At 68.4% G+C, this 24,786-nt stretch carries 19 protein-coding genes; 5 read left to right on the forward strand and 14 right to left on the reverse strand.

What is annotated here, in order from left to right; genetic code table 11:
- The first annotated feature begins 6 nt into the window (after window positions 1-6).
- On the forward strand, window positions 7-699 hold the full coding sequence (locus tag M5E06_RS25440; protein ID WP_252140593.1) for a TetR/AcrR family transcriptional regulator: 693 nt from the start codon (window positions 7-9) through the stop codon (window positions 697-699).
- Window positions 700-775: 76 nt separating this feature from the next.
- The gene (locus tag M5E06_RS25445; protein WP_252140594.1) at window positions 776-2,584 is read left to right on the forward strand and encodes a glycoside hydrolase family 15 protein; all 1,809 of its coding nucleotides are present in this window, start codon (window positions 776-778) and stop codon (window positions 2,582-2,584) included.
- A 147-nt stretch (window positions 2,585-2,731) separates the two neighbouring features.
- Here the strand turns inward: M5E06_RS25445 and M5E06_RS25450 are convergent, their stop codons facing one another.
- The 11 genes from M5E06_RS25450 to M5E06_RS25500 all read right to left on the reverse strand — a co-directional run bounded on the left by M5E06_RS25450 (window position 2,732) and on the right by M5E06_RS25500 (window position 16,522).
- Window positions 2,732-3,109: a sensory rhodopsin transducer gene (locus tag M5E06_RS25450; RefSeq protein WP_252140595.1), complete on the reverse strand. Its 378-nt coding sequence runs from the start codon at window positions 3,107-3,109 to the stop codon at window positions 2,732-2,734.
- 20 nt (window positions 3,110-3,129) lie between these two features.
- Complete coding sequence (locus M5E06_RS25455) at window positions 3,130-6,027, reverse strand: FAD-binding and (Fe-S)-binding domain-containing protein (protein ID WP_252140596.1); 2,898 nt, start codon at window positions 6,025-6,027, stop codon at window positions 3,130-3,132.
- Window positions 6,024-7,115 carry an enolase C-terminal domain-like protein gene (locus M5E06_RS25460; protein ID WP_252140597.1) on the reverse strand — a complete coding sequence of 364 codons (1,092 nt, stop codon included), beginning with the start codon at window positions 7,113-7,115 and terminating at the stop codon, window positions 6,024-6,026. The genes M5E06_RS25455 and M5E06_RS25460 overlap by 4 nt, the downstream gene beginning before the upstream one ends.
- Window positions 7,116-7,284: 169 nt before the next feature.
- Window positions 7,285-9,990 (reverse strand): bifunctional acetaldehyde-CoA/alcohol dehydrogenase, encoded by a 2,706-nt coding sequence (gene adhE / locus M5E06_RS25465; protein ID WP_502802008.1) that lies wholly within the window; start codon window positions 9,988-9,990, stop codon window positions 7,285-7,287.
- Between the two features lie 89 nt (window positions 9,991-10,079).
- Window positions 10,080-10,814, reverse strand: a complete 735-nt coding sequence (locus M5E06_RS25470) for a helix-turn-helix domain-containing protein (protein ID WP_252140598.1) — start codon at window positions 10,812-10,814, stop codon at window positions 10,080-10,082.
- Between the two features lie 165 nt (window positions 10,815-10,979).
- Window positions 10,980-11,390 carry a response regulator transcription factor gene (locus M5E06_RS25475; protein WP_109075101.1) on the reverse strand — a complete coding sequence of 137 codons (411 nt, stop codon included), beginning with the start codon at window positions 11,388-11,390 and terminating at the stop codon, window positions 10,980-10,982.
- 140 nt (window positions 11,391-11,530) lie between these two features.
- The gene (locus tag M5E06_RS25480) at window positions 11,531-12,229 is read right to left on the reverse strand and encodes a response regulator transcription factor (protein WP_252140599.1); all 699 of its coding nucleotides are present in this window, start codon (window positions 12,227-12,229) and stop codon (window positions 11,531-11,533) included.
- Window positions 12,219-13,775: a PAS domain S-box protein gene (locus M5E06_RS25485; RefSeq protein WP_252140600.1), complete on the reverse strand. Its 1,557-nt coding sequence runs from the start codon at window positions 13,773-13,775 to the stop codon at window positions 12,219-12,221. The genes M5E06_RS25480 and M5E06_RS25485 overlap by 11 nt, the downstream gene beginning before the upstream one ends.
- A 73-nt stretch (window positions 13,776-13,848) precedes the next feature.
- Window positions 13,849-14,928: an apurinic/apyrimidinic endonuclease family protein gene (locus tag M5E06_RS25490; RefSeq protein ID WP_252140601.1), complete on the reverse strand. Its 1,080-nt coding sequence runs from the start codon at window positions 14,926-14,928 to the stop codon at window positions 13,849-13,851.
- Between the two features lie 71 nt (window positions 14,929-14,999).
- Window positions 15,000-15,674: a hypothetical protein gene (locus tag M5E06_RS25495; protein WP_252140602.1), complete on the reverse strand. Its 675-nt coding sequence runs from the start codon at window positions 15,672-15,674 to the stop codon at window positions 15,000-15,002.
- A gap of 11 nt (window positions 15,675-15,685) precedes the next feature.
- Window positions 15,686-16,522 (reverse strand): helix-turn-helix domain-containing protein, encoded by an 837-nt coding sequence (locus M5E06_RS25500; protein WP_252140603.1) that lies wholly within the window; start codon window positions 16,520-16,522, stop codon window positions 15,686-15,688.
- Between the two features lie 726 nt (window positions 16,523-17,248).
- On the opposite strand from M5E06_RS25500, the gene M5E06_RS25505 reads away from it, so the two are divergent.
- From M5E06_RS25505 to M5E06_RS25515, 3 genes are all read left to right on the forward strand, one after another.
- A complete protein-coding gene (locus tag M5E06_RS25505) occupies window positions 17,249-18,421 on the forward strand; it encodes a plasmid replication protein (RefSeq protein WP_252140604.1) in 1,173 nt (390 codons plus the stop codon).
- Between the two features lie 373 nt (window positions 18,422-18,794).
- Window positions 18,795-20,231, forward strand: coding sequence for an SEL1-like repeat protein (locus tag M5E06_RS25510; RefSeq protein ID WP_252140605.1), 1,437 nt, complete (start codon window positions 18,795-18,797; stop codon window positions 20,229-20,231).
- Window positions 20,232-20,265: 34 nt separating this feature from the next.
- Window positions 20,266-21,387: a TAXI family TRAP transporter solute-binding subunit gene (locus tag M5E06_RS25515; RefSeq protein ID WP_252140606.1), complete on the forward strand. Its 1,122-nt coding sequence runs from the start codon at window positions 20,266-20,268 to the stop codon at window positions 21,385-21,387.
- A gap of 24 nt (window positions 21,388-21,411) precedes the next feature.
- On the opposite strand, the gene M5E06_RS25520 is transcribed toward M5E06_RS25515, so the two are convergent.
- Genes M5E06_RS25520 through xylF form a run of 3 tightly spaced genes read right to left on the reverse strand, consistent with a single transcriptional unit; the run spans window position 21,412 to window position 24,601 of the window.
- Entirely contained in the window at window positions 21,412-22,224 is an 813-nt protein-coding gene (locus tag M5E06_RS25520; RefSeq protein WP_252140607.1) for an ATP-binding cassette domain-containing protein, read from the reverse strand.
- Complete coding sequence (locus M5E06_RS25525) at window positions 22,221-23,543, reverse strand: sugar ABC transporter permease (RefSeq protein WP_252140608.1); 1,323 nt, start codon at window positions 23,541-23,543, stop codon at window positions 22,221-22,223. Before M5E06_RS25525 ends, M5E06_RS25520 begins: the two co-directional genes overlap by 4 nt.
- Complete coding sequence (gene xylF / locus M5E06_RS25530; protein WP_252140609.1) at window positions 23,543-24,601, reverse strand: D-xylose ABC transporter substrate-binding protein; 1,059 nt, start codon at window positions 24,599-24,601, stop codon at window positions 23,543-23,545. The genes M5E06_RS25525 and xylF overlap by 1 nt, the downstream gene beginning before the upstream one ends.
- Between the last annotated feature and the right edge of the window lie 185 nt (window positions 24,602-24,786).

Genomic DNA, 24,786 nt, shown 5'->3' on the forward strand with positions numbered 1-24,786 from the left:
TCCCGCATGGACAGCCTGACCGACGCACCCGACGAACCGGTGCCGCATGCCCCCTCCCCTGGCCGAAACGCCGCTCCGGCCAAGGTCACCCGCGATCCGGAGGGGACGCGGGCGCGCATCATGGCCGCGGCGACGGAGGAGTTCGCGCGCTATGGGCTGGGCGGCGCCCGCGTCGACCGCATCGCCGAGCAGGCCGGTACCAACAAGCGCATGCTCTATTACCATGTCGGCAACAAGGAGGAGCTGTATCTGGCGGTCCTGGAGGACGCCTATGCCCACATCCGCGAGACCGAGCGCACGCTGAACCTCGACAAGCTGGCGCCGCCCGAGGCCATCGCCCGGCTGATCGGCTTCACCTGGCAGTATTTCATCGACCATCCCGAATTCATGGCCCTGCTGAACACCGAGAATTTGCACCGGGCCGAATTGCTGAAGACTTCCGGTCAGGTGCAGTCGATGCATTCCCCCTTTGTGCAGATGATCGCCGACGTGCTGGCGCGCGGGGTGGACCAGGGGGTGTTCCGGGCCGGGGTCGATCCGGTGCAGCTCTACATCTCCATCGCCGGGCTGTCCTACTTCTACCTGTCCAACGTCCACACCCTGTCGGTGATCTTCGGCCGCGACCTGCTGGCCGATCCGGCGAAGGAGGAACGGCTGGCCCATATGGTGGAGCTGGTGCTGCAATCGCTGCGGCCCTGACCATTGTCCTTCCGGGAACCGGAAGCGCTGCGGCGAGTTGGAAACTGGCGGGGGGCGCGGAAGGAAGGAAGACCGAATGGCTTCGCGGATCGAGGATTATGCCCTGCTCGGCGACTGCGAGACGGCGGCGCTGGTGTCGCGCGAGGGGTCCATCGACTGGCTGTGCTGGCCGCGCTTCGATTCCGATGCATGCTTCGCGGCATTGCTGGGAACGCCGGAGCATGGCCGCTGGCTGATCGCCCCGGCCGACGCGGAGGCCCGGATCACGCGGCGCTATCGCGGCGACACGCTGATTCTGGAGACCGATTTCGAGACGGCCGACGGGGCGGTGACCGTCATCGACTTCATGCCGCCACGGGACCAGGCATCGGACGTCGTTCGGATCGTCGTCGGGCGCCGGGGCCGCGTCGTCATGCGGACCGAGCTGGTCATCCGCTTCGGCTATGGCTGCGCCGTGCCCTGGGTGACGCGGCTGGAGGACGGCACGCTGCGCGCCATCGCCGGGCCGGACATGCTGCATCTGCGCACGCCGGTCGAGCTGTGCGGTCGGAATCTGACCACCGTCGGCGACTTCACGGTGGAGGCCGGCGAACGGGTGCCCTTCGTGCTGACCTACGCCCCCTCCTGCGATCCGATCCCCGACCCGGTGGATGCGGAACAGGCGCTTGGCGACACCGAGCGGTTCTGGCAGGACTGGATCGGCCGATGCAAGTATGACGGCCCCTGGTCTGAAGCGGTGCGGCGCTCGCTGGTGACCTTGAAGGCGCTGACCTATTCGCCGACGGGCGGCATCGTCGCCGCCGCCACCGCCTCGCTGCCGGAGCAGCTGGGCGGCATCCGGAATTGGGACTATCGCTTCTGCTGGCTGCGGGATTCGACCTTCACGCTGCAGGCGCTGATGAATGCCGGCTATTATGACGAGGCGAACGCCTGGCGCGGCTGGCTGCTGCGCGCCACCGCCGGCCGGCCGGAGCAGTTGCAGATCATGTATGGACTGGCGGGCGAGCGCCGGCTGATGGAGTGGGAGGCGGACTGGCTGCCCGGCTATGAGGGCGCCCGGCCGGTGCGCATCGGCAATGCCGCGTCTTCGCAGCTCCAGCTCGACGTCTATGGCGAGCTGATGGACGCCCTGCATCAGGCGCGGCGCGGCGGGCTGGGCGGCAACGAGGCGGGTTGGGAGCTTCAGCGCTCGCTGCTGGCCCATCTGGAAACGGTGTGGGACCAGCCGGACGAAGGCATCTGGGAAACCCGCGGCGGGCGGCAACCCTTCACCTTCTCCAAGGTGATGGCTTGGGTGGCGGTGGACCGCGCCATCAAGAGCGCCGAGCGGTTCGCCATGGATGGGCCGGTCGGGCGCTGGAAGGATCTACGCCGGCGCATCCATCAGGATGTCTGCGCCAACGGCTATGACCGGGAATTGGGGAGTTTCGTGCAGTCCTATGGCAGCAAGCTGGTGGACGCGTCGCTGCTGCTTCTGCCGGTGGTGGGCTTCCTGCCGGCCCATGATCCGCGCATCGCCGGCACGGTGGCGGCGGTCGAGCGCCAGCTGTTGAAGGACGGCTTCGTCCAGCGCTACGACACCGGTCGGGTCGAGGACGGGCTGCCCCCCGGCGAGGGCAGTTTCCTGGCCTGCAGCTTCTGGCTGGTGGATGCCTTCGTCCTGCAAGGCCGCCGCGACGAGGCAAAGGCGCTGTTCGAACGCCTGCTGGCCCTGAGCAACGACCTGGGCCTGCTGTCGGAGGAGTATGATGCGCAGGCCGGGCGGCTGGTCGGGAATTTCCCGCAGGCCTTCTCCCACATCGCGCTGATCAACTCCGCCATCAACCTGAGCCGCAACGCCCAGGCGGCCAAGCAGCGCGCCAATGGGGAGGGCGGTGGTGCGTGATCGGTCAGAGGTTATGAGTTTCTAGATCCCCTCTCCCCCCCGGGGAGAGGGTTAGGGTGAGGGGGACGCGCGGCGGCCCTTTCCCAAAAATCCAGCATGTGCATCCCCCTCACCCCGACCCTCTCCCCGGGGGGGAGAGGGAGATTTTCAGCCCGCAAAGGCGATGACGCTAAGCAACGCGTTTTCCGCCTGCCGGCTGTCGAGGCGGGTCAACTGCACCACCACCGGCCCGTCGGCCTCGACGACCGTGGAAAAGGGCTGGCCGAGCGGGACCGGCTCGGGGTCGTCCAGCAGGTTCATGCGGACATGGTTGGTGCGGCGGGCGCCGACCTTCACCTTGTAAGGCCCGGCCGGCTCGCGGTCGGGGAAGTAGAGGGTGAGGCGCACCTCCACCTCGCGGTCGCCGGTGTTGAGGATCGACAGACCTTCGTGGCTGGCCAGTTCGGGCTCGGGGCCGTGGCTCCAGGACGGGATGTAGTTGTCGGCGATGGCCCAGCGGGTGTGTCCGATCGGTGCCTTGGCCATAGGTGTCTCCTGAGTTTGGGTCATCTGCCGGCGGGTTGGTGTGATGTGCGGCGGCGCAGGGCGTCGCGCAAGACCTCGGCCAGGGTCAGCGGGTGGCGGCCGGTCAGTTGCTCCACCTGCTCGCGGCAGGAGAAGCCGTCGGCGATCAGCAGGGTGTCGGGGGACGCCTGCCGCAATGTGGCGCCCAGCCCCTGGTCGAAGATCGCCAGCGACACCGGGTACTTGTCCTCCTCGTAGCCGAAGGCGCCGGCCATGCCGCAGCAGCCGTCGTCGAGGATGCGGGCGTCGAGGCCGCTCTTGCGGATCTGCGCCGCGTCGCAGCCCATGCCGAAGATCGCCTTGTGGTGGCAATGCCCATGCACCAGCGCTGGGCCGGACAGCTTGGGCGGGTCGAAGTGGGCCACCTTTTCCAGGAATTCGGCCAGCAGCATGCTGCGGCTGGAGAGGCGTTTCGCCTCCGGATCATCGGGGAACAGGTTGGGCAGTTCGTCGCGGAACACCGAGAGGCAGCCCGGCTCGACGCCGACGACATAGGCGCCGGCGTCCAGCTCGCGTCGCAGGCCGGCCATGGTCTGCTTCAGCGTGCGCTTGGCGTCGTCGAGCCGGCCGAAATCGTAATAGGGCCGGCCGCAGCACAGGTTCTTGCGCGGGATGCTGACGGCGTAGCCGGCGGCGTCCAGCACCTCGGCGGCGGCGAACAGCGGCTCCGGCGTGAAATGGTTGTTGAAGCTGTCGGTCCACAGCACCACCGGCGGCCGACCCCGGTCCGGCGGGGCTGTCCAGGAGCGGCGGAAGGTCTTCGCGGCGAAGGTCGGGACCGGGCGCTGCGGGGCGATGCCTGCCGCCGCGCGGGAGAGGCGGCCGAACACCGGTGTTTGCGTTGCGAGGTTGGGCGCCCACCACACCGGGGCCAGCAGGCGCGCCCAGCGATGGATCAGCCCCATGCTCCAGGCCGCGCGCGGGCGGGGACTGTGCTGGTAATGGTGGTGCAGGAACTCCGCCTTGTAGGTCGCCATGTCGACATTGACCGGACAATCGGCCTTGCAGCCCTTGCAGCCCAGGCACAGGTGCAGCGCGTCGTGGATCGCCTCGTCGCGCCAGCCGTCGCGGATGGGGTCGCCCTGCAGCATCTCCTGCAGCAGGCGGGCCCGGCCACGGGTCGAATGCCGCTCCTCCCGCGTGGCGCGGAAGCTGGGGCACATGGTGCCGCCCTCGTGCCGCCGGCATTTGCCGACCCCGACGCAACGCAGCAGGGCGTGGGTCAGCGAGCCGCCATCCTCCGGATAGGTGAAGACGCCGTCGAGATGCGGCGGCTTGAAGCGCGGGCCGAGGCGCAATTGCTGGTCCGCCGCATAGGGATGCACGACCTTGTGCGGGTTCATGCGGTTGTCCGGATCCCAAATCGCCTTGAACTCGGCGAAAGCCTGCACGAGGTCGTCGCCGAACATGATCGGCAGCAGTTCCGCCCGCGCCTGCCCGTCGCCATGCTCGCCGGACAGGGTGCCGCCATGGCGCACCACAAGATGGGCGGCATCGTTCAGGAAGCGGCGGAACCTGTCCACCTCTTCCTGTGTGTGCAGGCCGAAGCCGACGCGGCAATGGATCAGGCCGTCGCCGAAATGGCCGTAGAGCGCCGGCTTGTAGCCGTAATCGTCGTAGAGCTTCAGCAGGTCGCGCATGTAGGCGCCGAGATTCTCGGGCGCCACCGCGGAATCTTCCCAGCCCGGCCAGGTATCGTGCTTCTCACCCGGCACCCAGGCGGTGGCGCCGAGACCGGATTCGCGCACCTTCCACAGCCGTTCCTGCTCGTGAGGATCGGCGACGAGGCGCGTGTCGTGGACATGCGGCTGGCCGCGCAGATGGTCCTCCAGGCGACGGGCCTTGGCGATGGCCTCGTCCCGGCTGTCGCCGCCGAACTCGATGAACAGCCAGGACGGACCGTCGGGCAGAAGCTTGAGGTCGTCCACATGCAGGTGCTTCTTGCGCATGAAATCGGTCAGGCGCTCGTCCACCCCTTCGATGGCGTCGGGGTCGAAGCTGCGGACGTCGCAGACCACGTCGGCGGCGTGGCAGACGCTTTCGAAGCCGACGACCAGCACCACCTTGGACGGCGGATCGGGGATCAGGTTCAGCGTGGCGCGCAGGATCGTGACGCAGGTGCCCTCGCTGCCGACCAGCGCGCGGGCGAGGTTGAAACGGCCGTTCCCGTCGGGCAGCAGCGAGTCGAGGTTGAAGCCGGAGACGCGGCGCGGGATCTTCGGATAGATGCGGCGGATCTCGCCGGCATAGCGGTCGCGCAGGGCCTTCAGCTTGGCGTGGATTTCGCCCTTGCGCCCGCCCTCGGCGATGATGCGGTCCAGCTCCTCCTCGGTCGTCCAGCCGACGGTCAGGCGCAGGCCGTCATAGGTGACGATGTCCATGCTCTCGACATTGTGGCTGGTCACCCCGGCGACGACGGAGTGCGGCCCGGCGGAGTTGTTGCCGATCATCCCGCCGATGGAATTGTGGTCATGCGTCGACGGATCGGGGCCGAAGCGCAGCCCGTGCGGCCGGCAGCGCTTCTGCAGCTCGTCCAGCACGATCCCCGGCTCGACGGTGGCGAGGCGGCGGTCGAGGTCGATGGCGAGGAAGCCGTTGCAGTATTTGGAACTGTCGATGATGACCGTGTAGTTGGTGGTCTGTCCGGCCAGCGCCGTGCCGCCACCGCGATGGGTGATCGGCGCGCCGAACTCGTGGCAGACCCGCACCGCCTCGGCCAGAGCCTCCACGTCGAAGGGCACGACGAGGCCGATGGGCACCTCGCGGTAGTTGGAGGAATCGGTGGCGTAGAGCGCGCGGTCGCCGTCGTCGAAACGGATCTCGCCGTTCACCCGGCTTTTTAGGGCGGCGACCAGCGCCGGCACGTCGATGCTGCTCATCTGCGGAACCTCTCGGCGTCGGCCCGTTTCAGTTCGATGCCCAGGCCGGGGCGGCTCCGGTCCGGCGTCAGCATGCCGGCCACGGGGGTGATCGCGCCGTCGAACAGCATGGTTTCGATGCGGGCATGGTCGTGGAAATATTCGATGTTCTTCAGCGGCCGGCAGGCGCAGCCGACCTGGGCGTGCAGCGTCGGCGCGGTGTGGGCGGACAGCGGCACGGTGAAGGCCTCGGCCAGCGCGGCGGCGGCCAGGAAGCCGGTGATGCCGCAGCGGGTGGCGTCGGCCTGCAGCACATCCACCGCGCCGGCTTGCAGCATGCGGCGGAAATAGATCGGGGTGTAGCCGTATTCGCCGGCGGCGATCATCATGCCGGGCGGAGCGCGGTCGCGCAGCAGGCGCAGGCCCTCCAGATCGTCGGACGACACCGGTTCCTCGAACCAGCCGACCCGCTGTTCGGCAAAGCGCCCGGCCTGGGCCAGCGCCAGCTTGCGGTCATAGGCGCCGTTGGCGTCGACATAGAGGCCGGTGGCGGGGCCGATGGCGCTGCGCACCAGCGCCACCCGCCGGACGTCCTGCGCGGCGTCGCGGCCGACCTTCATCTTGACGGCGGGCAGACCGTCCTGCGCCCAGCCGGCGAGCTGTTCGACCAGCGTATCGTCGGAATAGGAGGTGAAGCCGCCGCTGCCATAGGCCGGCGTGCCGTCGTGGGCGCGGCCCAGCAGGTCGGCGACCGACCGGTCCAGCAGCTTGCCCTTGAGGTCCCACAGCGCCGCATCCACCGCGGCGATCGCCATCGCGGCGATGCCGGGGCGGCCGAGGTTGCGCACCGCATCGGTCATGGTGATCCAGGCGCGGTTGATGTCGACGGCGTCGAGGCCCCGCAGCCGCCCGGCCAGCAGGCCGGCGACGAGCTGCGCGGTCGCGAGGTCGGCGTAGCCGTAGCCGATGCCCTGGCGGCCGCCCGCCTGTGCGGTGACCACGACCAGCGTCGTGTGGTCCCAGTCCAGGGTGCCGTCGGCCTCCGGCCTGTCGGTTGGGACCGTGAACGCCTCGACGCCGATTTCGTCTATGGGGGCCTGCGGGCGCATCGTCGACCTCGGGGTGGTGCCGGCGAATCTGGTGCCGGGCTGGCGGGTCAACTCACCGGATGCGATCGGGTTCCCATGAACAGGAACGCAAAGGGGGACCGCCCGGCCGGGAGCCTTCGCTCCCGACCAGACGGTCCCCCGATGTGTGCGCCCGTGATTGGGCGATTGGTTATTCGGCGGCGGTCTTGGTCTGGCCGACGACGCTCAGCGCGGCAGTACGGTCACCTTCCGCCTCGACATAGGCGCGGCCGTAATAGCTGTCGATCAGCAGTTGCTTGATCTCGGCGACCAGCGGATAGCGCGGGTTGGCGCCGGTGCACTGGTCGTCGAACGCCGCCTCGGCGATCGCATCGACCCGCGCCAGGAACGCCGCCTCCGGCACCCCCGCCGCCTGGATCGAGGCAGGGATCTCCAGCGCCCGCTTCATCTCCTCGACCCAAGCAATCAGCTTCTCCACCCGCTCATGGTCGCGGCTGCCGCCCAACTCCAGATGCCGGGCGATCTGCGCATAGCGCGCCACGCCCTTGGGCCGGTCATACTGGCTGAACGCCGTCTGCTTGGTCGGGATGTCGGCCGCGTTGTAGCGGATCACGTTGGCGATCAGCAGGGCGTTGGCGATGCCGTGGGGAATGTGGAACTCGGCACCCAGCTTGTGCGCCATCGAATGGCAGACGCCGAGGAAGGCGTTGGCGAAGGCGATGCCGGCCAGCGTCGCCGCGTTGTGAACCAGCTCCCGCGCCTTCGGATCCTGCGAGCCGTTGCGGTAGGCCGAGGGCAGGTTCTCCTTCAGGAGCTTCAACGCCTGGAGCGCCTGACCGTCGGTATACTCGTTCGCCACCACCGAGACGTAGGCCTCCAGCGCGTGGGTCACCGCGTCGATGCCGCCCGCCGCAGTCAGCCCCTTGGGCATGTCCATGACGAGGTTGGCATCGACAATGGCCAGCGTCGGCGTCAGTTCATAGTCGGCGATCGGGTATTTGGTCCCGGTGCGCTCGTCGGTCACCACGGCGAAGGGCGTGACCTCCGATCCGGTGCCGGACGTGGTCGGAACCGCCACCAGCTGCGCCTTCACCCCCAGCTTGGGGAAGGTGTAGATGCGCTTGCGGATGTCCATGAAGCGCAGGGCCAGATCCTCGAACGCCACCTCGGGCGCCTCGTACATCACCCAGATGATCTTGGCCGCGTCCATCGGCGAGCCGCCGCCCAGCGCCAGGATCACGTCGGGCTGGAAGGCGTTGGCGAGCGCCACGCCCTTGCGCACCACCGCCAGCGTCGGGTCGGCGCTGACCTCGAAGAAGGTCTCGACCTCCAGGCCAAGCGATTTCAGGACGCGGACGCTGTCGTTGACATGGCCGTTCTCGAACAGGAAGCGGTCGGTGACGATCAGGCAGCGCTTCTTGCCGCGCAGCTCCTCAAGCGCGAAGGGCAGGCAGCCGCGGCGGAAGTAGATCGACTTGGGCAGCTTGTGCCACAGCATGTTCTCCGCCCTCTTCGCCACCGTCTTCTTGTTGATCAGGTGCTGCGGCCCGACATTCTCCGAGATCGAGTTGCCGCCCCACGAGCCGCAGCCCAGCGTCAGCGAGGGCGCGAGGCGGAAGTTGTAGAGGTCGCCGATGCCGCCATGGGACGACGGCGTGTTGATCAGGATGCGGGCGGTCTTCATCTTGTCGCCGAAATGGCGGATGCGCTCGGCCTGCTGGTCCTGGTCGGTGTAGAGGGCGGAGGTGTGGCCGATGCCGCCGAGAGCGACCAGCGCGGCGGCCTTGTCGCAGGCCTCCCAGAAATCCTTGGCGCGGTAGAGCGCCAGGGTGGGGGACAGCTTCTCATGGGCGAAGGGTTCGCTGTCGTCGATGTCCGTGACCTCGGCGATCAGCACCTTGGTGGCGTGCGGCACGGTCAGGCCGGCCATGGCGGCGATGGCGTGGGCGGGCTGGCCGACGATGTCGGCATTCAGGTGGCCGTCGGTCAGCAGGACCTTGCGCACGGCATCGGCCTCGCGGGCCGACAGGATGTAGCCGCCATGGTGGGCGAAGCGGTCGCGCACCGCGTCATAGACGGCATCGACCACCACCGCCGACTGTTCGGACGCGCAGACGACGCCGTTGTCGAAGGTCTTGGACATCAGGATGGAGGCGACGGCGCGCTTGATGTCGGCGAACTCGTCGATGACGGCCGGGGTGTTGCCGGCGCCGACGCCGATCGCGGGCTTGCCCGAGGAATAGGCGGCCTTGACCATGCCCGGCCCGCCGGTGGCGAGGATCAGGTTGATGTCGGGATGGTGCATGACGGCGTTGGAGAGTTCGAGCGAGGGCTCGTCGATCCAGCCGATGATGTCGTCGGGGGCGCCGGCCTCGACCGCGGCGGCGAGCACGAGGCGGGCGGCTTCGCAGGTCGATTTGCGGGCGCGGGGATGGGGGGAGAGGACCAGACCGTTGCGGGTCTTCAGCGCGATCAGCGCCTTGAAGATGGCGGTGGAGGTCGGGTTGGTGGTGGGGACGATGCCGCAGATCAGGCCGACGGGCTCGGCGATGGTGAGGATGCCGGCGTCATGGTCTTCCGACAGGACGCCGCAGGTCTTGTCGTCCTTGTACTTGTTGTAGATGTATTCGGCGGCGAAGTGGTTCTTGATGACCTTGTCCTCCATCACGCCCATGCCGGTCTCCGCCACCGCCATCTTGGCGAGCGGGATGCGGGCGTTGGCGGCGGCCAAGGCGGCGCTGCGGAAGATCAGGTCGACCTTCTCCTGCGGATACTCGGCGAAGCGCGCCTGCGCCGCCTTCACGCGGGCGATTAGGGCGTTCAGGTCGGAAAGGGTCGTGACGGTCATGGTCATCATCCACTTGCTGTCCGGGCACTTGCTGTCCGGGGGCGCCATTCGGGCGCGCCGCGGCGCTCCGGCCCCCTCCAGAGATCATCTGAAGCGTCCGGTGCGCGGCCAGGATGTTGAAAGGAAGCGGTTGGGGATCAGAAGCAGCTGGCGAGGTCGGCCAGGGCGTCGCGGTCCAGCAGTTCCAGCTTGCCGCCGACGAGGATACGGATCAGGCGGGTCGACTTCAGCTTGGTCAGGGTGCGCGACACGGTTTCGGTGGTCAGGCCCAGATGGTCGGCGATGTCGCTGCGGCCCATCGGCAGGTCAATAATGCGCTCGTCTCCTCCGCCAAGGGCCTTGCGGTCGCTGAGGCGCAGCAGGAAGGTGGCGACCTTTTCGCAAGCCGTCTTGCGGCCGAGCAGAACCATCTGGTCCTGCGCCGCCATCAGCTCCGACGTGGTGGCCGACAGCAGCTTGCGGGCGAAGGCCGGATGCGCGTCCATCAGGGCGTCCAGCTCCAGCCGCGGGATGCGCTGGATGGTGGTCGTCGTCACGGTTTCGGCGGTGTAGAGATACTGGGCGGCGAAGGCCAGACCCATCATGTCGCCGGCCTGCAGGAAGCCGATGATCTGACGCCGGCCGTCGGGCAGCATCTTGTAGAGGCGGACCATGCCGCTCATCACGCGGAACACCGAACCGGCGTCGTCGCCTTCGCTGAACAGCGTGGTTTCGCGTTCGTGGACCTTGGCATGGCCCAGGCCGGCGAGCGGGTCGGCGGGGTTGCGCTGGAAGGCCTCCAGGGCGGAGGTCGGGGACATCGCCAGGGCGGAGACCAGGTAACCAGGAACGGCGCGGTTGGCGTGGGCGGAAACGGCGGCGTGCGTGGACATGGTGACCTCGGCCTTGACGGTGCGATGCGGTCCGGTTCGTTCCGGGGTGCATCCGATGACCAGAAGCTAGCCGTCCCCCGCGGTGCTGTTTAGTTCGGTGATGTACCTAAGGATGTTTGCGTACGTAAGTGTACCTACGTAGACGGCCTTATGGGCCGCCGGAACTCAGGCGGCGGCGGCCGACGGCATCAGGCCGTTCAGCATGTCGATCAGCTGGTCCTCGTCGAACGGCTTCTCCAGCACGGCGACGACGCCGGCCTCCTTGGCGCGGGCGAAGGTCGCGGGATCGCCGCGGCCGGACACCATGATGACCGGCATTCCGTGCAGGTCGCCGCGATGGCGTTCCAGGAACTCCAGCCCGCTCATCACCGGCATGTGCAGGTCGAGAACGACGCAGCCCTGCGGGTTTCCGTCATAGTGGTCGAGGAATTCCCGGCAGGAGGAGAAGTCCCGCACATCGAAGGAGAAGGCTTCCAGCAAGGCCTTCAGGGAGTCGCGGACCGGCTCATCGTCGTCGACGATGTGGACGATCCCGGCCCCGGGGCCCCTGCCCGGCCCGTTGTCCAAATGATCCATGACGGCCTCCGAACTTCCATGCAGATACAACAGCGCCGACGATGCGGCGCGTCATGGAAGATAAAATGTGGCAGGGGGTGCCGATATACGGACCATTGCGTATGCGGCGTGGTTTTGATGCAGATCAGGCTTGATGGAGATCACAGGCCGCCGGGAACCACGCCGGCGGAGATCGCCATGCGCACCAGGGTGGGCAGGCTGTCGGCCTGCATCTTTTCCATCACCCGCGCGCGGTGGATTTCAACGGTGCGCGGGCTGATCGACAGCTCGAAGGCGATGACCTTGTTCGACTTGCCGGCCACCAGCCAGCGCAGAACGTCATGTTCCCGCGGCGTCAGGGCGGACAGGCGGGCCAGCACCTCCGGCGATGCGGAGGCGGCGGGGGGCGGTGCCGGCTGTTCCGGGGCCGCGGCCGGCGGGGCGGCGGCCGGCACCCTGCTTTCCGCCGCGCGGGCCAGGGCGGAGCGGACGGCGGCGAGCAGCGACTCCTCCTCGAAGGGCTTTTCGACGAAATCGACCGCTCCCGCCTTCATGGCGCGAACGGCGAGCGGCACGTCGCCATGGCCGGTCATCACCACCACCGGGATGGCGCGGCCGTCGCGGGCCAGCCGTTCCTGAACGTCGAGGCCGCTCATCTGCGGCATGCGGACGTCGACCAGCAGGCAGCCCGGCCGCGACGGGGCGTCGGACTCCAGGAAAGCCAGCGGGGTGGAGAAGCTTTCCGCCTGGAAGCCGGCGCATTCCAGCAGGACCTGGAGGGAATCGCGGATGGCGTCGTCGTCGTCGACGATGAAGACGGTGAGGTCGGCGGACATGTCGGGCACGGCATCAGCTGGCATCGTCGGCATCCGACGTTGATAGGGGGGCGGATAAGGGGACGGTGAAGGCGAAGCTGGCGCCGGTCGCCGGCGGTTCGGCCGGCGGTTCCAGCCACAGGCGTCCGCCATGCGCCTCGATGATCGAGCGGCAGATCGACAGGCCCAGCCCCATGCCGCTGGACTTGGTGGTGACGAAGGGCTGGAACAGCTGGGCGCGCACCGTCTCCGGCACGCCGGGACCGGTGTCGAGGACGGCGACGCGGCGGAAGGCGGTGTCGTCCGGATCGGGGCCGGTGCGGACGGTCAGCACGCGCTGGTCGATGTGTGCTCCACCCATGGATTCGATGGCGTTGCGGACGAGGTTGAGGATCACCTGCTGGACCTGCACCTTGTCGATCAGCACCTGCGGGTCGGCGGGGTCGAAGTCGAAGCGCACATGCAGGCCGCGCTCCTTGGCGCCGACCAATGCCAGCGCGCTCGCCTCCTCCACCACCTTGTTGAGGGATTCGACGGAGCGGTGGGTCTGGCCCTTTTCGATGAAGCTGCGCAGATGGCGGATGATCTGGCCGGCGCGGGTGGCCTGGGCGCTGGCCTTGTCGACCATGTCCATCGCCTTGGTCACGGTTTCCGGGCGCTCCATCAGCCGCTTGGCGGCCTTGGCATAGTTGATCACGGCAGTCAGCGGTTGGTTCAGCTCATGGGCCAGCGTCGAGGCCATCTGGCCCATGGCGCTGACCCGGCTGACATGCAGAAGCTCCGACTGCAGTTCCTGCAGGCGCCGTTCGGTCGCCTGCCGTTCGGTCAGGTCGCGGACGAAGCCGGTGAAGCAGCGCCGCCCGGCGAGCAGCACCTCCCCCACCGCCAGCTCCATCGGGAACACCGACCCGTCGCGGCGCTGGCCCGACACGATTCGGCCGATGCCGATGATCCGCCGCTCCCCCGTCCGCTCGTAGCGCTCCAGATAGCCGTCATGCTGCTCGCGGTAGGGCGACGGCATCAGCATGTTGATGTTGCGGCCGATCACCTCCGCCGCCGCCCAGCCGAACAGGCGTTCGGCCGCCGGGCTGAAGGATTCGATCAGCCCCTTCTCGTCGATGACGATGATGGCCTCCGGCACCGTCTGGAGGATGGAGGTCAGCCGCGCCTCGCGCTCGCGCAGCGCCGTCTGCGCCTGTTTGGATGCTGTCAGGTCGCGGATGATGCCGATATAGACGGGGACGCCGTCCTGGGCCGCCTCGCCGATCGACAGGTCCATGGGGAAGCAGGAGCCGTCCTTGCGCTGGCCGGTCACCTCGCGGCCGATGCCGATGATCCGCCGCTCTCCGGTGCGGTGATAGCGTTCCAGATAACCGTCATGCTCCTCCCGATAGGGGGAGGGCATCAGCATGTTGACGTTGCGGCCGATCACCTCCGCCGCCGTCCAGCCGAACAGCCGTTCGCAGGCCGGGTTGAAGGACGTGATCCGGCCGCGGGCGTCGATGATGACGACCCCGTCCGGCACGGTGTCCAGCATCGCCTGCAACTGCGACAGGGCACCCCGGTTGTCTTCCCGGTTATCGTCGGCCACGTCTCAACCCTCGACCTCTCATTCCACTTCAGTCACAGAGTAGTTGAGCGCAACCGTGGGTCAAGGCCGGCGATCAGGGGAGCCCGCCGCCATTGGTGGCGGCCACGGCGCCGCTGCGCAGGGCGTCCTGCTCCAGGTCGTCGACGGCGAGGTTCTTGGCCTTGGCCTCCACCTCGAAATCGGCCCAGGAGAGGTGGTCGGCCACCAAGCGGTTGACGGCGTGGTTCCACATGCGCTGGGAATGGGCGCGCAGATCCTTCGGAGTCAACCCACGCGCCGCCAGCGCGGCATAGTCCGGCAGGCTGTCGGCCGGCCAGTCCGGCAGCAGATCCTCGCGCGACACGCTGATATGGGCGACCGGCCGCACCCCGCGCCAGGAGTCGATGACGACGGCGATTCGCGGATCGTCGGGATGCAGATACTCGCCCTGGCTGCGGACCCAGTGGTGGTGGAGGTCGAGCACGACCGGCACCGCGTCGGCCAGCGGCAGCAGGTCGTCCAGGCCGAAGGACATCTCGTCGTTCTCGACGGTCAGCAGGTTGCGGGCATCCTCCGACAGCAGGGCGAGGCCGCGGCGGAAGCCGGCGATCCCCTCCCCGCGCCCGCCGCCATGGATGTTGACGTGCGAGCCCCGCGGGTGCCAGCCGCCGGCCAGACCCATCATCCGCAGGATATCGGCATGGTATTCCAGCTCCGCCACCGAATTGGCGAGGGTGGCGGGGTTGGCGCTGTTCAGCACGCAATACTGGTCCGGATGCAGCCCGATGCGGATGTCCGACTCCATCGCCTTGCGACCGGCATGCTCCAGCCCGCTCCGCACCAGGGCCTGAATGCCGGGCTGCTGGTAGAGCGGCCGCCCGACCTCGTGGGTGTAGGCCGGCAGCAGCCCGCTGTTGACGCGCAGCAGGCGGCGGTAGGCCGGATGGCGGGCGACCTCGTCCAGCTGCAGGTGCAGGGCCTGGAGATTGCGGCGCAGCACCTCCGTCAGCTTTTCCTCGGCGCGGGCGGGACTCAGCTTGCTCAGCGTCGCGATGGTGACGGTGCCGGGATTCATGCGCTTGGCACGGGCGGCGTCGCCATCGGGCGGGACAAACTGGCAGCACCAGCCGAAACGGGCGGCGGACGGGGGCGGCAGGGAGGAGCTGTCGGGCATCGAACGGCATGATGAAGCGGATGGGCCGCTTAATATGGACCGCGGATCCGGGGCTTCCACCGCAAAGGATCTTACCCCATGCGGCGCAGCGCTCCCGTCGCCAAGGACCGCGGATCCGGGGCGGTCGCCTCGCGCGGGGCGGCGTCGGCGAGCGCCTGCAGCCGGTCGGCCAGGGCGCGTTCCGGGGCGCAGATCTCCTCGCACAGGGCGCGCATCTCGGCGATGGAGGGCCGCCATTTTCGGCTGCGGCGCCAGTTGCGGGCGGCGGCGTCGATCACCCAGGCCGGGTATTCGCCGAGATCGTCGGCCCAGTCGAGCGCCATCATCCGCTCCACATCCGGCGACAGGCCCTTGGCCGGGAAATGGCTGAGCAGGGTCAGGACGCGACCGAGCAGATGGTCGCTGTCGGCGGGAGCCAGCACGGTGGCGGACAGCTCCTCCAGCGTCTGCCGGGCGAGCGCCGACTGGGCGGCGGTGACGCCGGCGGGGGGAGACCACTGCTCGATCATGCCGTCGAAGCCATCCTCGCCGAAGCGCGGGCGGCGGTCGGTGCGGCCCCGGGCCAGAAGCTCCTGAAGCGGCGGCGGCAGCGCGGCGGTCAGCCGGATCCGGCGCTGGGGAGCGGGCAGAGCCGGGTCGAAGGCGGCGGCCGGCGCGACGGGGCTGTGGGCGCGTGGCAGGGCGGTGATGGTGGCGCTGCCGGAGGGGGAGTTTCCAGCGCGGGCGTTTCCGGATCTTGCGGTCATCGGCTTTCCCTTCACGACCAGGAGGGGGTGGAACGCTGGCGCAGTTCGGCGGCGGCTGCGCTCCAGGCGGTGAGACGCTGTTCGGCGGCGGTGGCGGAGGTTCGGCTGGACGGGGTTATCGGCGAGCGGTCGCGGGACACCGGTGCCTTGCCGACGGCGGCGTCCTGCGACAGCCAGGCTCTCCAGGCCGAGGAGAGGTCGCGGTAGCGGTAGCCATGGGCGCGGCAGCGCAGGATGAAGCCTTCGACATGACGGCCGAGATCGATGTCGGCATGACGGGCCTTGGCCCAGGCGAGGTCGGCGGCGGTCGGCATCCAGTCCTCCGGAACCGGCTGTGCCCGCGTTTGTGTGTCCACCGGCTCGCGTCTGTCCGTGCGCTCGCCCGAAGCGTGCGAGTCCGGAATCTGTTTGAAATGGACCTGTTCCTGACTCGCCGGCGGACAGGGGGTGTTTGTGACCGAGTCATCCCTGTCGGCGGCCGGAACAGGGCGGTTGGTGGCGGCGATGTCCGGCGAGTCCGCATCTGCCGGCGTAAAGCGCAGGCGGTAGAGGCAGGACAGTCGGGCACCGTCACGACCGCGGCGATGCTCGATGCCGACCAGCCCGAGGTCGCTCAAACCCTGGATGATGCGGTTGATCGTGGGGCGGGACCGCTTCAGCTTGGCGGCGAGCGTCGATTGCGACGGCCAGCACAGGCCGCCGTCGTCGGCGAAGGTGGCCAGCGCCGCCAGCACGGCGAACCCATCGGCGTCGAGGCCGGGGTGGTCGAGCCACCATGCCGGAATCCGCCCCCAGCGCCGGGTGTCGAGGGGATGGCCGTCTGTCGGATGTGGTGTCGGGTGCGACATGGGAAACTCCGCAAAGCATCGGAACCGGCTGGCGGCCAGCTGGAGTGAGCCAACTGGACGGCCGGTGAACTTGCGCGAAGGATTCCGCCGGTCGGCGCGGGCGTCGAATCGCGGGCAAATGGGACCGAGTCCGGTGTGTCCCCTTCGCCCGCAGCTGTGTCCCATCAGCCCGCGCCTGTGTCGCCTTTGGTCGCGATGCGGTCCCATTTGGCCGCGGCAGGCTTGCGAATCGGATTCGATCCCGTTTGCCCGCGTTTGGCGGGGGCGGGTTGTCCCGCTTGCTCGCGGTTGGACGGGCGGATAATCGCGTGGGCTCGCGGGGGAGAGAAGAGATTCGGTCCCATTTGCCCGCGTTTGCGCCCGCTGCCACAGCTTATGCGGTCAAGCTTGTGTCCCGAATGCTCGCGGTTTGGAGTCCGCTGCGATCCGGGCTGTCCCATTTGCCCGCGTTTCGTTGTGCTGGCGGGGGGATGGGGTGCTCCCGAGTCTCTGTCCCATATGCTCGCGCTTCGCCGTTCCGCTCCCGATTCGGGACGATCGGGGCGGTTCCGGGGCGGTCCGGCGGCGACGATCCGGCCGAAACGCGGGCATTCGGGACACAGGCGCGGGCAATTCCTACACAAGCGCGGCCAAACGGGACACAGGGCTTCGCGGCGATTCGGACCCGCCGGTTGCGTCCGTCCGACGCCAGCCCCTATCGTGGCGGTTGGCGAGGAGGGATGAGCCATGAGCAAGGCGAACGCGGTCCAGCTGACTCTGTTCGAGATGGAGGACCGCAGTCAGTCCCATATGATCGCGCTTTACGACACGGCGCCGCGATTCGTGTTCGTGTCGAAGGGCCGCGGGACCGAGCCGGAGCTGCCGGCCGCCAATGCGTTCGTCCAGTCGGTGCACAAGGAGTTCCCCTTCAAGGATGCCCTGTTCTCGCTGACCCTGCAGCCCGCCCGCATCTACCGCCCGGCCAAGCCCGGCCCCGGCGAGGATCCGGCCGACAAGCGCATGGTCGAATACGAGGTGTTCCCGTCGGAGCGCGAGCAGATCGTCGAGCAGGTGGTCCGCCGCCTCGCCATGGACCGCTCGCGCCTGTCGCTGATGGGCGACAAGCAGGACCGGGTGCGCGTGCATTTCTCGCTGTACGAAATCCGGCGGGAACTGCGGGCGGTCAACCGCACCATGGACACGGCGGAGATCCGCGAGGCGCTGGAGATCCTGGCCCGTACCCGCATGATCATCAGCAAGGTGCCGGAGAACGGCCGCAAGTCGGCGCGGCCCGTCCTGGAATCCTCGGTCTTCCCCACCCTCTACATCCGCCCGCGTACCGGCGAGGGCGGCGAGGATGACGAGAACGACACCTATCTGGAGTTCAACGCGCTGGTCGCCTCGGCCATCCGCAACCTGGAATTCAAGCCGATCTCCTACCAGTGGATCATGCGGCTGAAGAGCCCGGTGGCGCGCTGGCTCTACAACCGGCTGTCCATCGAGTATGGCGACCTCGACCTGACGCGGATGCCCGATGGCGTGCCGCCGATGATCCTGTCGGCCGACGACATCATCAACAACAGCGGCATGAACGAGTGGAGCCGGCGGCGCGACACGCTGCGCACCGTGACATTGGCCGTGGATTCGCTGGTGGAGGAGGGAATCCTCGACCATGTCGAGAAGACGGTGTCGAAGGATGGCAGGCGCATCAACGACATCGAATACATCATGATGCCGAGCAAGAAGTTCCTCGATCAGGTCCGCCGCGGCAACGATGTGCAGGAGGCGAACGCCGCCACCTTCCGCGCCCTGGCCGGCAGCGACGAGCGCCCGCGGGAGTTCCTGCCCATCACCCCCGGCCAGAGCGTCGAGATCCGCCGCCGCCGCAGCAACCTGCTGGGCGCCCAGGGCGAAGGGTGATCTGTAAAAGCATTCCGGATTGAATGCCGTCCCGCCGGTTCGCGTCGGGGCGGCTGAGGCGGATCTGCGCGATGTCGGCACCTCGTTCCGGCATCGCCCGGCCCGGCCGGCATGGTTGCCGCCCGATCGGCTCCGGAGTCGGATCTAAGGAAGTAATCCACCCTTTGCCGTAAAGCGGGAAATGCCCTCTACGGGATGGTTGTTTTTCCCCCGCTACATCTTAAAATAAAACGACCTTAAAGCGGTCGGTAAGATAATAAAGAATTCGAAACAACTGACGGCGTAAAACATCGCCGCATATCTTTCAAAAGTCCCGAAATTCGGGCCGGCTTCAAGGCTGGTCTTGAGGGATTTTGTCAGGGAGGATGTCGCCATGCGCGAGATGCGGTCCGGTTTTCTGCGCCCTTTCCTGCATCGTACCGATTTGCTGCGCGGTTTTCAGCATGGTGACGCCAGACCGCAGAGTCCGGGCTCCTTACGCCCCTGTCTGGCCGTGCTGACGGTCCTGGCGCTGCCGGTGCAACTGGACGGCGTTTCCTGGCGGTCGGGCGTGCTGCTTGCCGGAATGGCGCAGGGGGAGGATGGCCGGGAGGAGGGCGGCGCGGACAGCACGCTGGATTCCTGGCTCGTCGTGCGTGAGAAGCCGCCGGCCATTGCCCAGCCAGCCACCACCCCGCCGGTGGATGCCGTCGCCACGCGCACGATGGTGATCCCGAAACGGGACGAGGCCAAAGGAGCCGGGACCAAAGGCGACGGAGCGGAGACCGACTGGCGGCTAATGCCGTTCGTTGCCGCCCAGGCCTCCGCCAGCGGGACGGGGCAGCCGATCCTGCTGTCCATCGCCGTCACCGCCCCCTATGGCCAGCCGAACCCGCAGCATGAAGCGATCACCTATGTGCTGATCGACAATCTGCCGGCGAAAGCCAGTCTTTCGAATGGTGAGAGGGGCGCGGACGGCGCGTGGAAGGTGCAGTTGGAAGGGCTGCCCGACCTGACCTTGACCCTGCCGCCGGAAAGCTCCGATCCGGTGACGTTGCGCATCACGGCGGTGACCGACCATGGCGGCGGCGTGGTCGCCAAACAGGCGGTGACCCTGGCGATCCCGGTCTCCCAAACGGTCGCCGCCGCCGAATCTTCGGTGCCGGACACGCCGCCGGCGCAAGGGGGCTCTTCCCAGACCGTGGAGCAGACCAGGGCGGCGACCGGGCCGGATACGGGGCCGGTGGGATCGGGAAGCGTCGCGTCACCGTCGCCGCCGGAACCGCCGCCAAGCGAAGCCGTGGCGGAGGCCGCACCAGATCCGGCACCCGTCGAATCGCCCGATCGGGAGATTGACGCCGTCCCCGAAGTGACCGTGCCGGCCGCTGTTCAGGAGGCTGTCGCCGCGCCGCCGGTGCCGGAACCGCCGGTCACCACCGCCGCCCTTCCGGCCGCGCCGGCGGTGACGGCCCCGCCCTCGCCGCCGCCACAACAGCGGCACGAGGTGGCGGCGCCGCGCCCGCCCAAGCTGCCGTCGGGCGTGCCCGAGGCGGCGCTGATGAAGCGGGGCGACGATCTGTTCGCCCAGGGCGATCTGGCGGGGGCGCGGCTCTATTACGAGATGGTGGCCGCCACCGGCAACGCGAAGGCCGCCTTCGCGCTCGGCCGGACCCACGATCCGCTGGTCCATGAGCGGCTGCATGTCCGCGGGCTTCCGCCCGATCCGGAGCAGGCGGCCTCCTGGTACCGGCGGGCGGTCGCCGCCGGCAGCGGCGACGCCGAACAGCAATTGAAGAAACTGACCGACTGGCTCGCCGGCAAATCCAGATAGCCGGGCGCAGGCGGAGCCATCGAGGGGGAGCATCATGAAGGCATCGGTCGCCCATATTCTTCATTTTGGCCGCATGCTCGTGTTGGGAGCATGCATCGCCGGCAGCGCGATGGCGGGGGCCGGCACGGCGTCGGCCGCCGATGCGCGCGGCGTCAACGCCAACAGCGGGACCGTCGGCATCGTGTCGGGCGGCGTCGAGGGGACCTATGTGCGCATCGCCGCCGATCTGGCGTCGGTGCTGGACGACGGCGACACGCTGCGCGTCCTGCCGATGCTGGGCAAGGGGTCGGTGCAGAACCTGAAGGACATCGTGCTGCTGAAGGGGATCGACGTCGGCATCGTGCAGTCGGACGTTCTCGCCTATGCCAAGCGCGAACGGATTCTGCCCAATCTCGACCGGCGGATCAAATACATCGCCAAGCTCTACAACGAGGAAATGCACATCCTCGCCGGTCCCGGGGTGACGCGGATCGAGGATCTGGCGGGCCGCAAGGTCAATTTCGACGTGCAGGGAAGCGGCACCAGCATGACGGCCTCGCTGGTCTTCGACATGCTGGGCATCCGGGTGGAGCCGCAGGCGGACGATCAGGCCCTGGCCCTGGAAAAGCTGCGCCGGGGCGAGATCGCGGCGATGGCCTATGTCGCCGGCAAGCCGACCCGGCTGTTCCGCGACCTGAAGGGGAATGACGGGCTGCATTTCCTGTCGATCCCGATGAGCGCCGCGCTGCTCGACACCTATCTGCCGTCGCGGCTGACCAGCGCCGACTATGAGGGGCTGATCAAGCCCGGCGAAGAGGTGGACACGGTGGCGGTCGGCGCGGTGATGGCGGTCTATGGCTGGGACCGTGACGTGGACCGCCACCGCAAGGTCGCCCGCTTCGTCGACGCTTTCTTCAGCAAGTTCGACGAGTTCCTGAAGCCGCCGCGCCATCCGAAATGGAAGGAGGTCAATCTGGCGGCGGACGTGCCCGGCTGGACCCGCTTCGAGCCGGCCGAGCAGTGGCTGCGTCAGGCATCGGCGGCGAAGGAGCCGCAGACCGCCGCCGCGCGGAAGGAGGAGTTCCGCAGCTTCGTCGAACAGCGCGGGGTCCCGCCCCAGCAGGCGGAGAAGCTGTTCGAGCAGTTCCTGCTGTGGCAGGCGCGGTCGCCGCAATAGGGGGGCAGCTCCGGCGCCCGGGGGTCAGGCGGCGGCCCCCGGTCCGGGCACCGCGCCCGGCGGGCATTTGCCGAGGATGATCATGCCCAGCACCTCGTCCTTGGTCACATCCGATACGCGGGCGGTGCCGACCAGCTTGCCGTTCTTCATCACATGGATGCGGTCGGCCAGATCGAACACGTCGTGGATGTCGTGGGAGATCAGGAAGATGCCGATGCCCTCCTGTTTCAACTGCTTCACCAGCTCGCCCACCTGCTGGGTTTCGGCGGGTCCCAATGCTGCGGTCGGCTCGTCCATGATCAGGACGCGGGCATCGAAATGGATAGCGCGGGCGATGGCGACCGACTGGCGCTGGCCGCCGGACAGGGCTTTGACCGGTTCCTTGAAGCGGCGGAAATGCGGGTTGAGGCGGCCCATCACCTTGCGCGCCTCCGCTTCCATCGCGTGGTCGTCCAGCGTTCCCCAGGGGGTCAGCTTCTCGCGGCCCAGGAAGATGTTGGCGGCGGCGTCGACATTGTCGGCCAGAGCGAGGGTTTGGTAGATCGTCTCGATGCCGCAACGCTTGGCGTCGCGCGGGCTGGTGATGTGGACCGGCTCGCCGTTCACCCGGATTTCGCCATGGTCGGCGGCATAGGCGCCGGACAGGATCTTGATGAGCGTCGATTTGCCGGCGCCGTTGTGGCCGAGCAGACCGACCACCTCGCCGGGATAGAGGTCGATGCTGACGCCGTCCACCGCCTTGATGCCGCCGAAGGCGATGGAGACGTCGCGCATCTCCACCAGCGGGCGGGTCGCGGTTTGGGCGGCCTGGGGGGCCGCCATGACAAGGCCGGTCATTTCATCCCCCTGCGATAGAGCGTGTCGATGTAGACCGCGGCGACCAGGACGACGCCGACGACGATGTTCTGCATCGGCGCGTCCACCCCCAGCAGCACCATGCCGGACTGCAAGGACTGCATCACCATGGCGCCGAGCATCGCGCCCAGGATGGTGCCGACACCGCCGGCCATCGAGGTGCCGCCGATGATCGCCGCGGCGATGACATACAGCTCGTCCAGCGTGCCGTTGGCGTTGGTGGCGGCGTTCAGCCGGGCGGTGGCGATGCAGGCGGACAGGCCGCATAGCGCCCCCATCAGCCCGAACACCATCACCAGAACCCGTTTGGTGTTGATGCCCGACAGCTCCGCCGCCTCCGGGTTGCCGCCGAGCGCGAAGACATAGCGGCCGAAGCGGGTGCGCCGCGACAGGAAGGTCACCGCCACGCCGACCGCCAGCGCGATCAGCACCGGGATGGCGAAGCCGTGGGCGACGACCGGCAGGGTGCCGTCGGTGGCAAGGCCTTGCGCCTCCATCATCCGGCGCACCACCGGGATGGGGAGCGGATAGGCGTTGACCACCAGCACGGCGCCGGTGATGGCGGCGGCGACCAGCAGGATCACCACCCCTTCCGCCCACAGCGGCCGGACGGGGAAGCCGAAACCGGCGCGGCGCCGCCGCGTCATCACGATGGCGGCGACCGACAGCAGGATGGCGGCGATGCCGACCGCCCAGCTGGGACCGGCACCGATGGCGCCGTCGAAGCCGCCGCCCAGCCGCTTGAACAGCCCGTCCATCGGCGCCACCGTCTGGCCGGTCGTCACCCACCATGCCGCGCCGCGCCAGACCAGCAGCCCGCCCAGCGTGACGATGAAGGACGACACGCCGAGATAGGCGATGACGGCGCCCTGCAGCGCCCCCACCGCTCCGCCGACGGCAATCGCCGCCAGCACCGCCACCACCCAGGTCAGCGGATTGTCGAAGCCCCAGATCTCCGGCAGGAGGCGGGCCTGGAGCACGCCGACGACCATGCCGGTGAAGCCCAGGATGGACCCCACCGACAGGTCGATGTTGCGGGTGACGATGACCAGCACCATGCCCGTCGCCATCACGGCGACGGACGCGGTCTGCACCGACAGGTTCCACAGGTTGCGCGGGGTCAGGAAGGCGCCGCCGGTCAGGATGTCGAAGCCGATCCAGACGACGGCGAGCGCCCCGATCATCCCGACCATGCGGGTGTCCAGCTCCAGCGCGCGCAGGGCGTCGCCGATGCCGGCCCGCCGTCCGACCGGCGCCTCCGTCGAGGACGCCGGGGACAGGGTGGTGGACGGCTCCGCCATCAGTTGCAGGCCTTGACGCTGCCGGGCTTCACGCCCTGGCACACCACGTCTTTGGTCACCCAGCCGGCGTCGATGACTTGGCCGAGGTTGTCCTTGGTGATGGCGATGGGGGTGAGGAACAGGGACGTCATCTTCTGCTTCTTCGGGCCGCCGTCGAAGCTGGTGGCGCCGGCGATGTCGGTCATCTTCTTGCCGCCGGCCAGCTCCATGGCGATTTCGGCGGCGCGGCGGCCGAGTTCACGGGCGTCCTTCCACACCGAAACCGTCTGGGTGCCGAGCGCGATGCGGTTCAGCGCCGCCTTGTCGCCGTCCTGGCCCGACACCGGCACGGTTCCCGCCAAGCCCTGCGCCGCCAGTGCGGCCACTGCACCGCCGGCCGTGCCGTCGTTGGAGGCGACCACGGCATCGACCTTGTTGCCGGTCTTGGTCAAGATTTGCTCCATGTTCTGCTGGGCGATGGCCGGCAGCCATTTGTCGGTGTAGGCCTCGCCGACATTCTTCACGTCGCCCCGGTCGATGGCGGATTTCAGCACCTCCATCTGGCCGGCGAACAGGAAGTCGGCGTTGGGGTCGGTGGAGCTGCCCTTGATGAAGGCGTAGTTGCCCTTGGGCTTCAGCGCGAAGACGCTGCGCGCCTGGAGGCGGCCGACCTCCTTGTTGTCGAAGGTGATGTAGAAGGCGGACGGGATCTCGATCAGGCGGTCATAGCCGACGACCGGGATGCCCTCGGCGGCGGCCTTCTCCACCGCCGGGCGGATGGCGTCGCTGTCCTGCGCCAGGATGATCAGCGCATTGGCGCCGCGCGAGATCAGCGATTCGATGTCGGAGAGCTGCTTGGCCGGCGAGGATTGGGCGTCGGCCGAGAGATAGGTGCCGCCGGCCTTCTCGATGACGGCCTTGATCGCGGCCTCGTCGGTCTTCCAGCGCTCCTCCTGGAAGTTGGACCAGGACACGCCGACGGTGGTGCCGGCGGCGAGCGCCGCCGTCGAGGTCATGGTAGTGGCGGCGGCCAGCGTCAGGAACAGGCCGGCGGCCGTTGCGGTGAGGCGGTGCTTCATCGTGTTTCCTCCCTGTATGGCCGTCCTGGGGTGGCGGCCTTGTTGATGGATGAGAGCAGTGGAGCGGGCATCACCTCCCTCTCCCGTCCCGGGAGAGGGAAGGGGCCCGCCGCGAAGCGGTGGGAAGGGTGAGGGGTTAGGCACGGAGCCGTGCGGTTCAGGATTCTTGCATTCCCCCTCACCCT

The sequence above is a fragment of the Azospirillum sp. A1-3 genome (assembly GCF_023806445.1).
Taxonomy (GTDB): Bacteria; Pseudomonadota; Alphaproteobacteria; order Azospirillales; family Azospirillaceae; genus Azospirillum.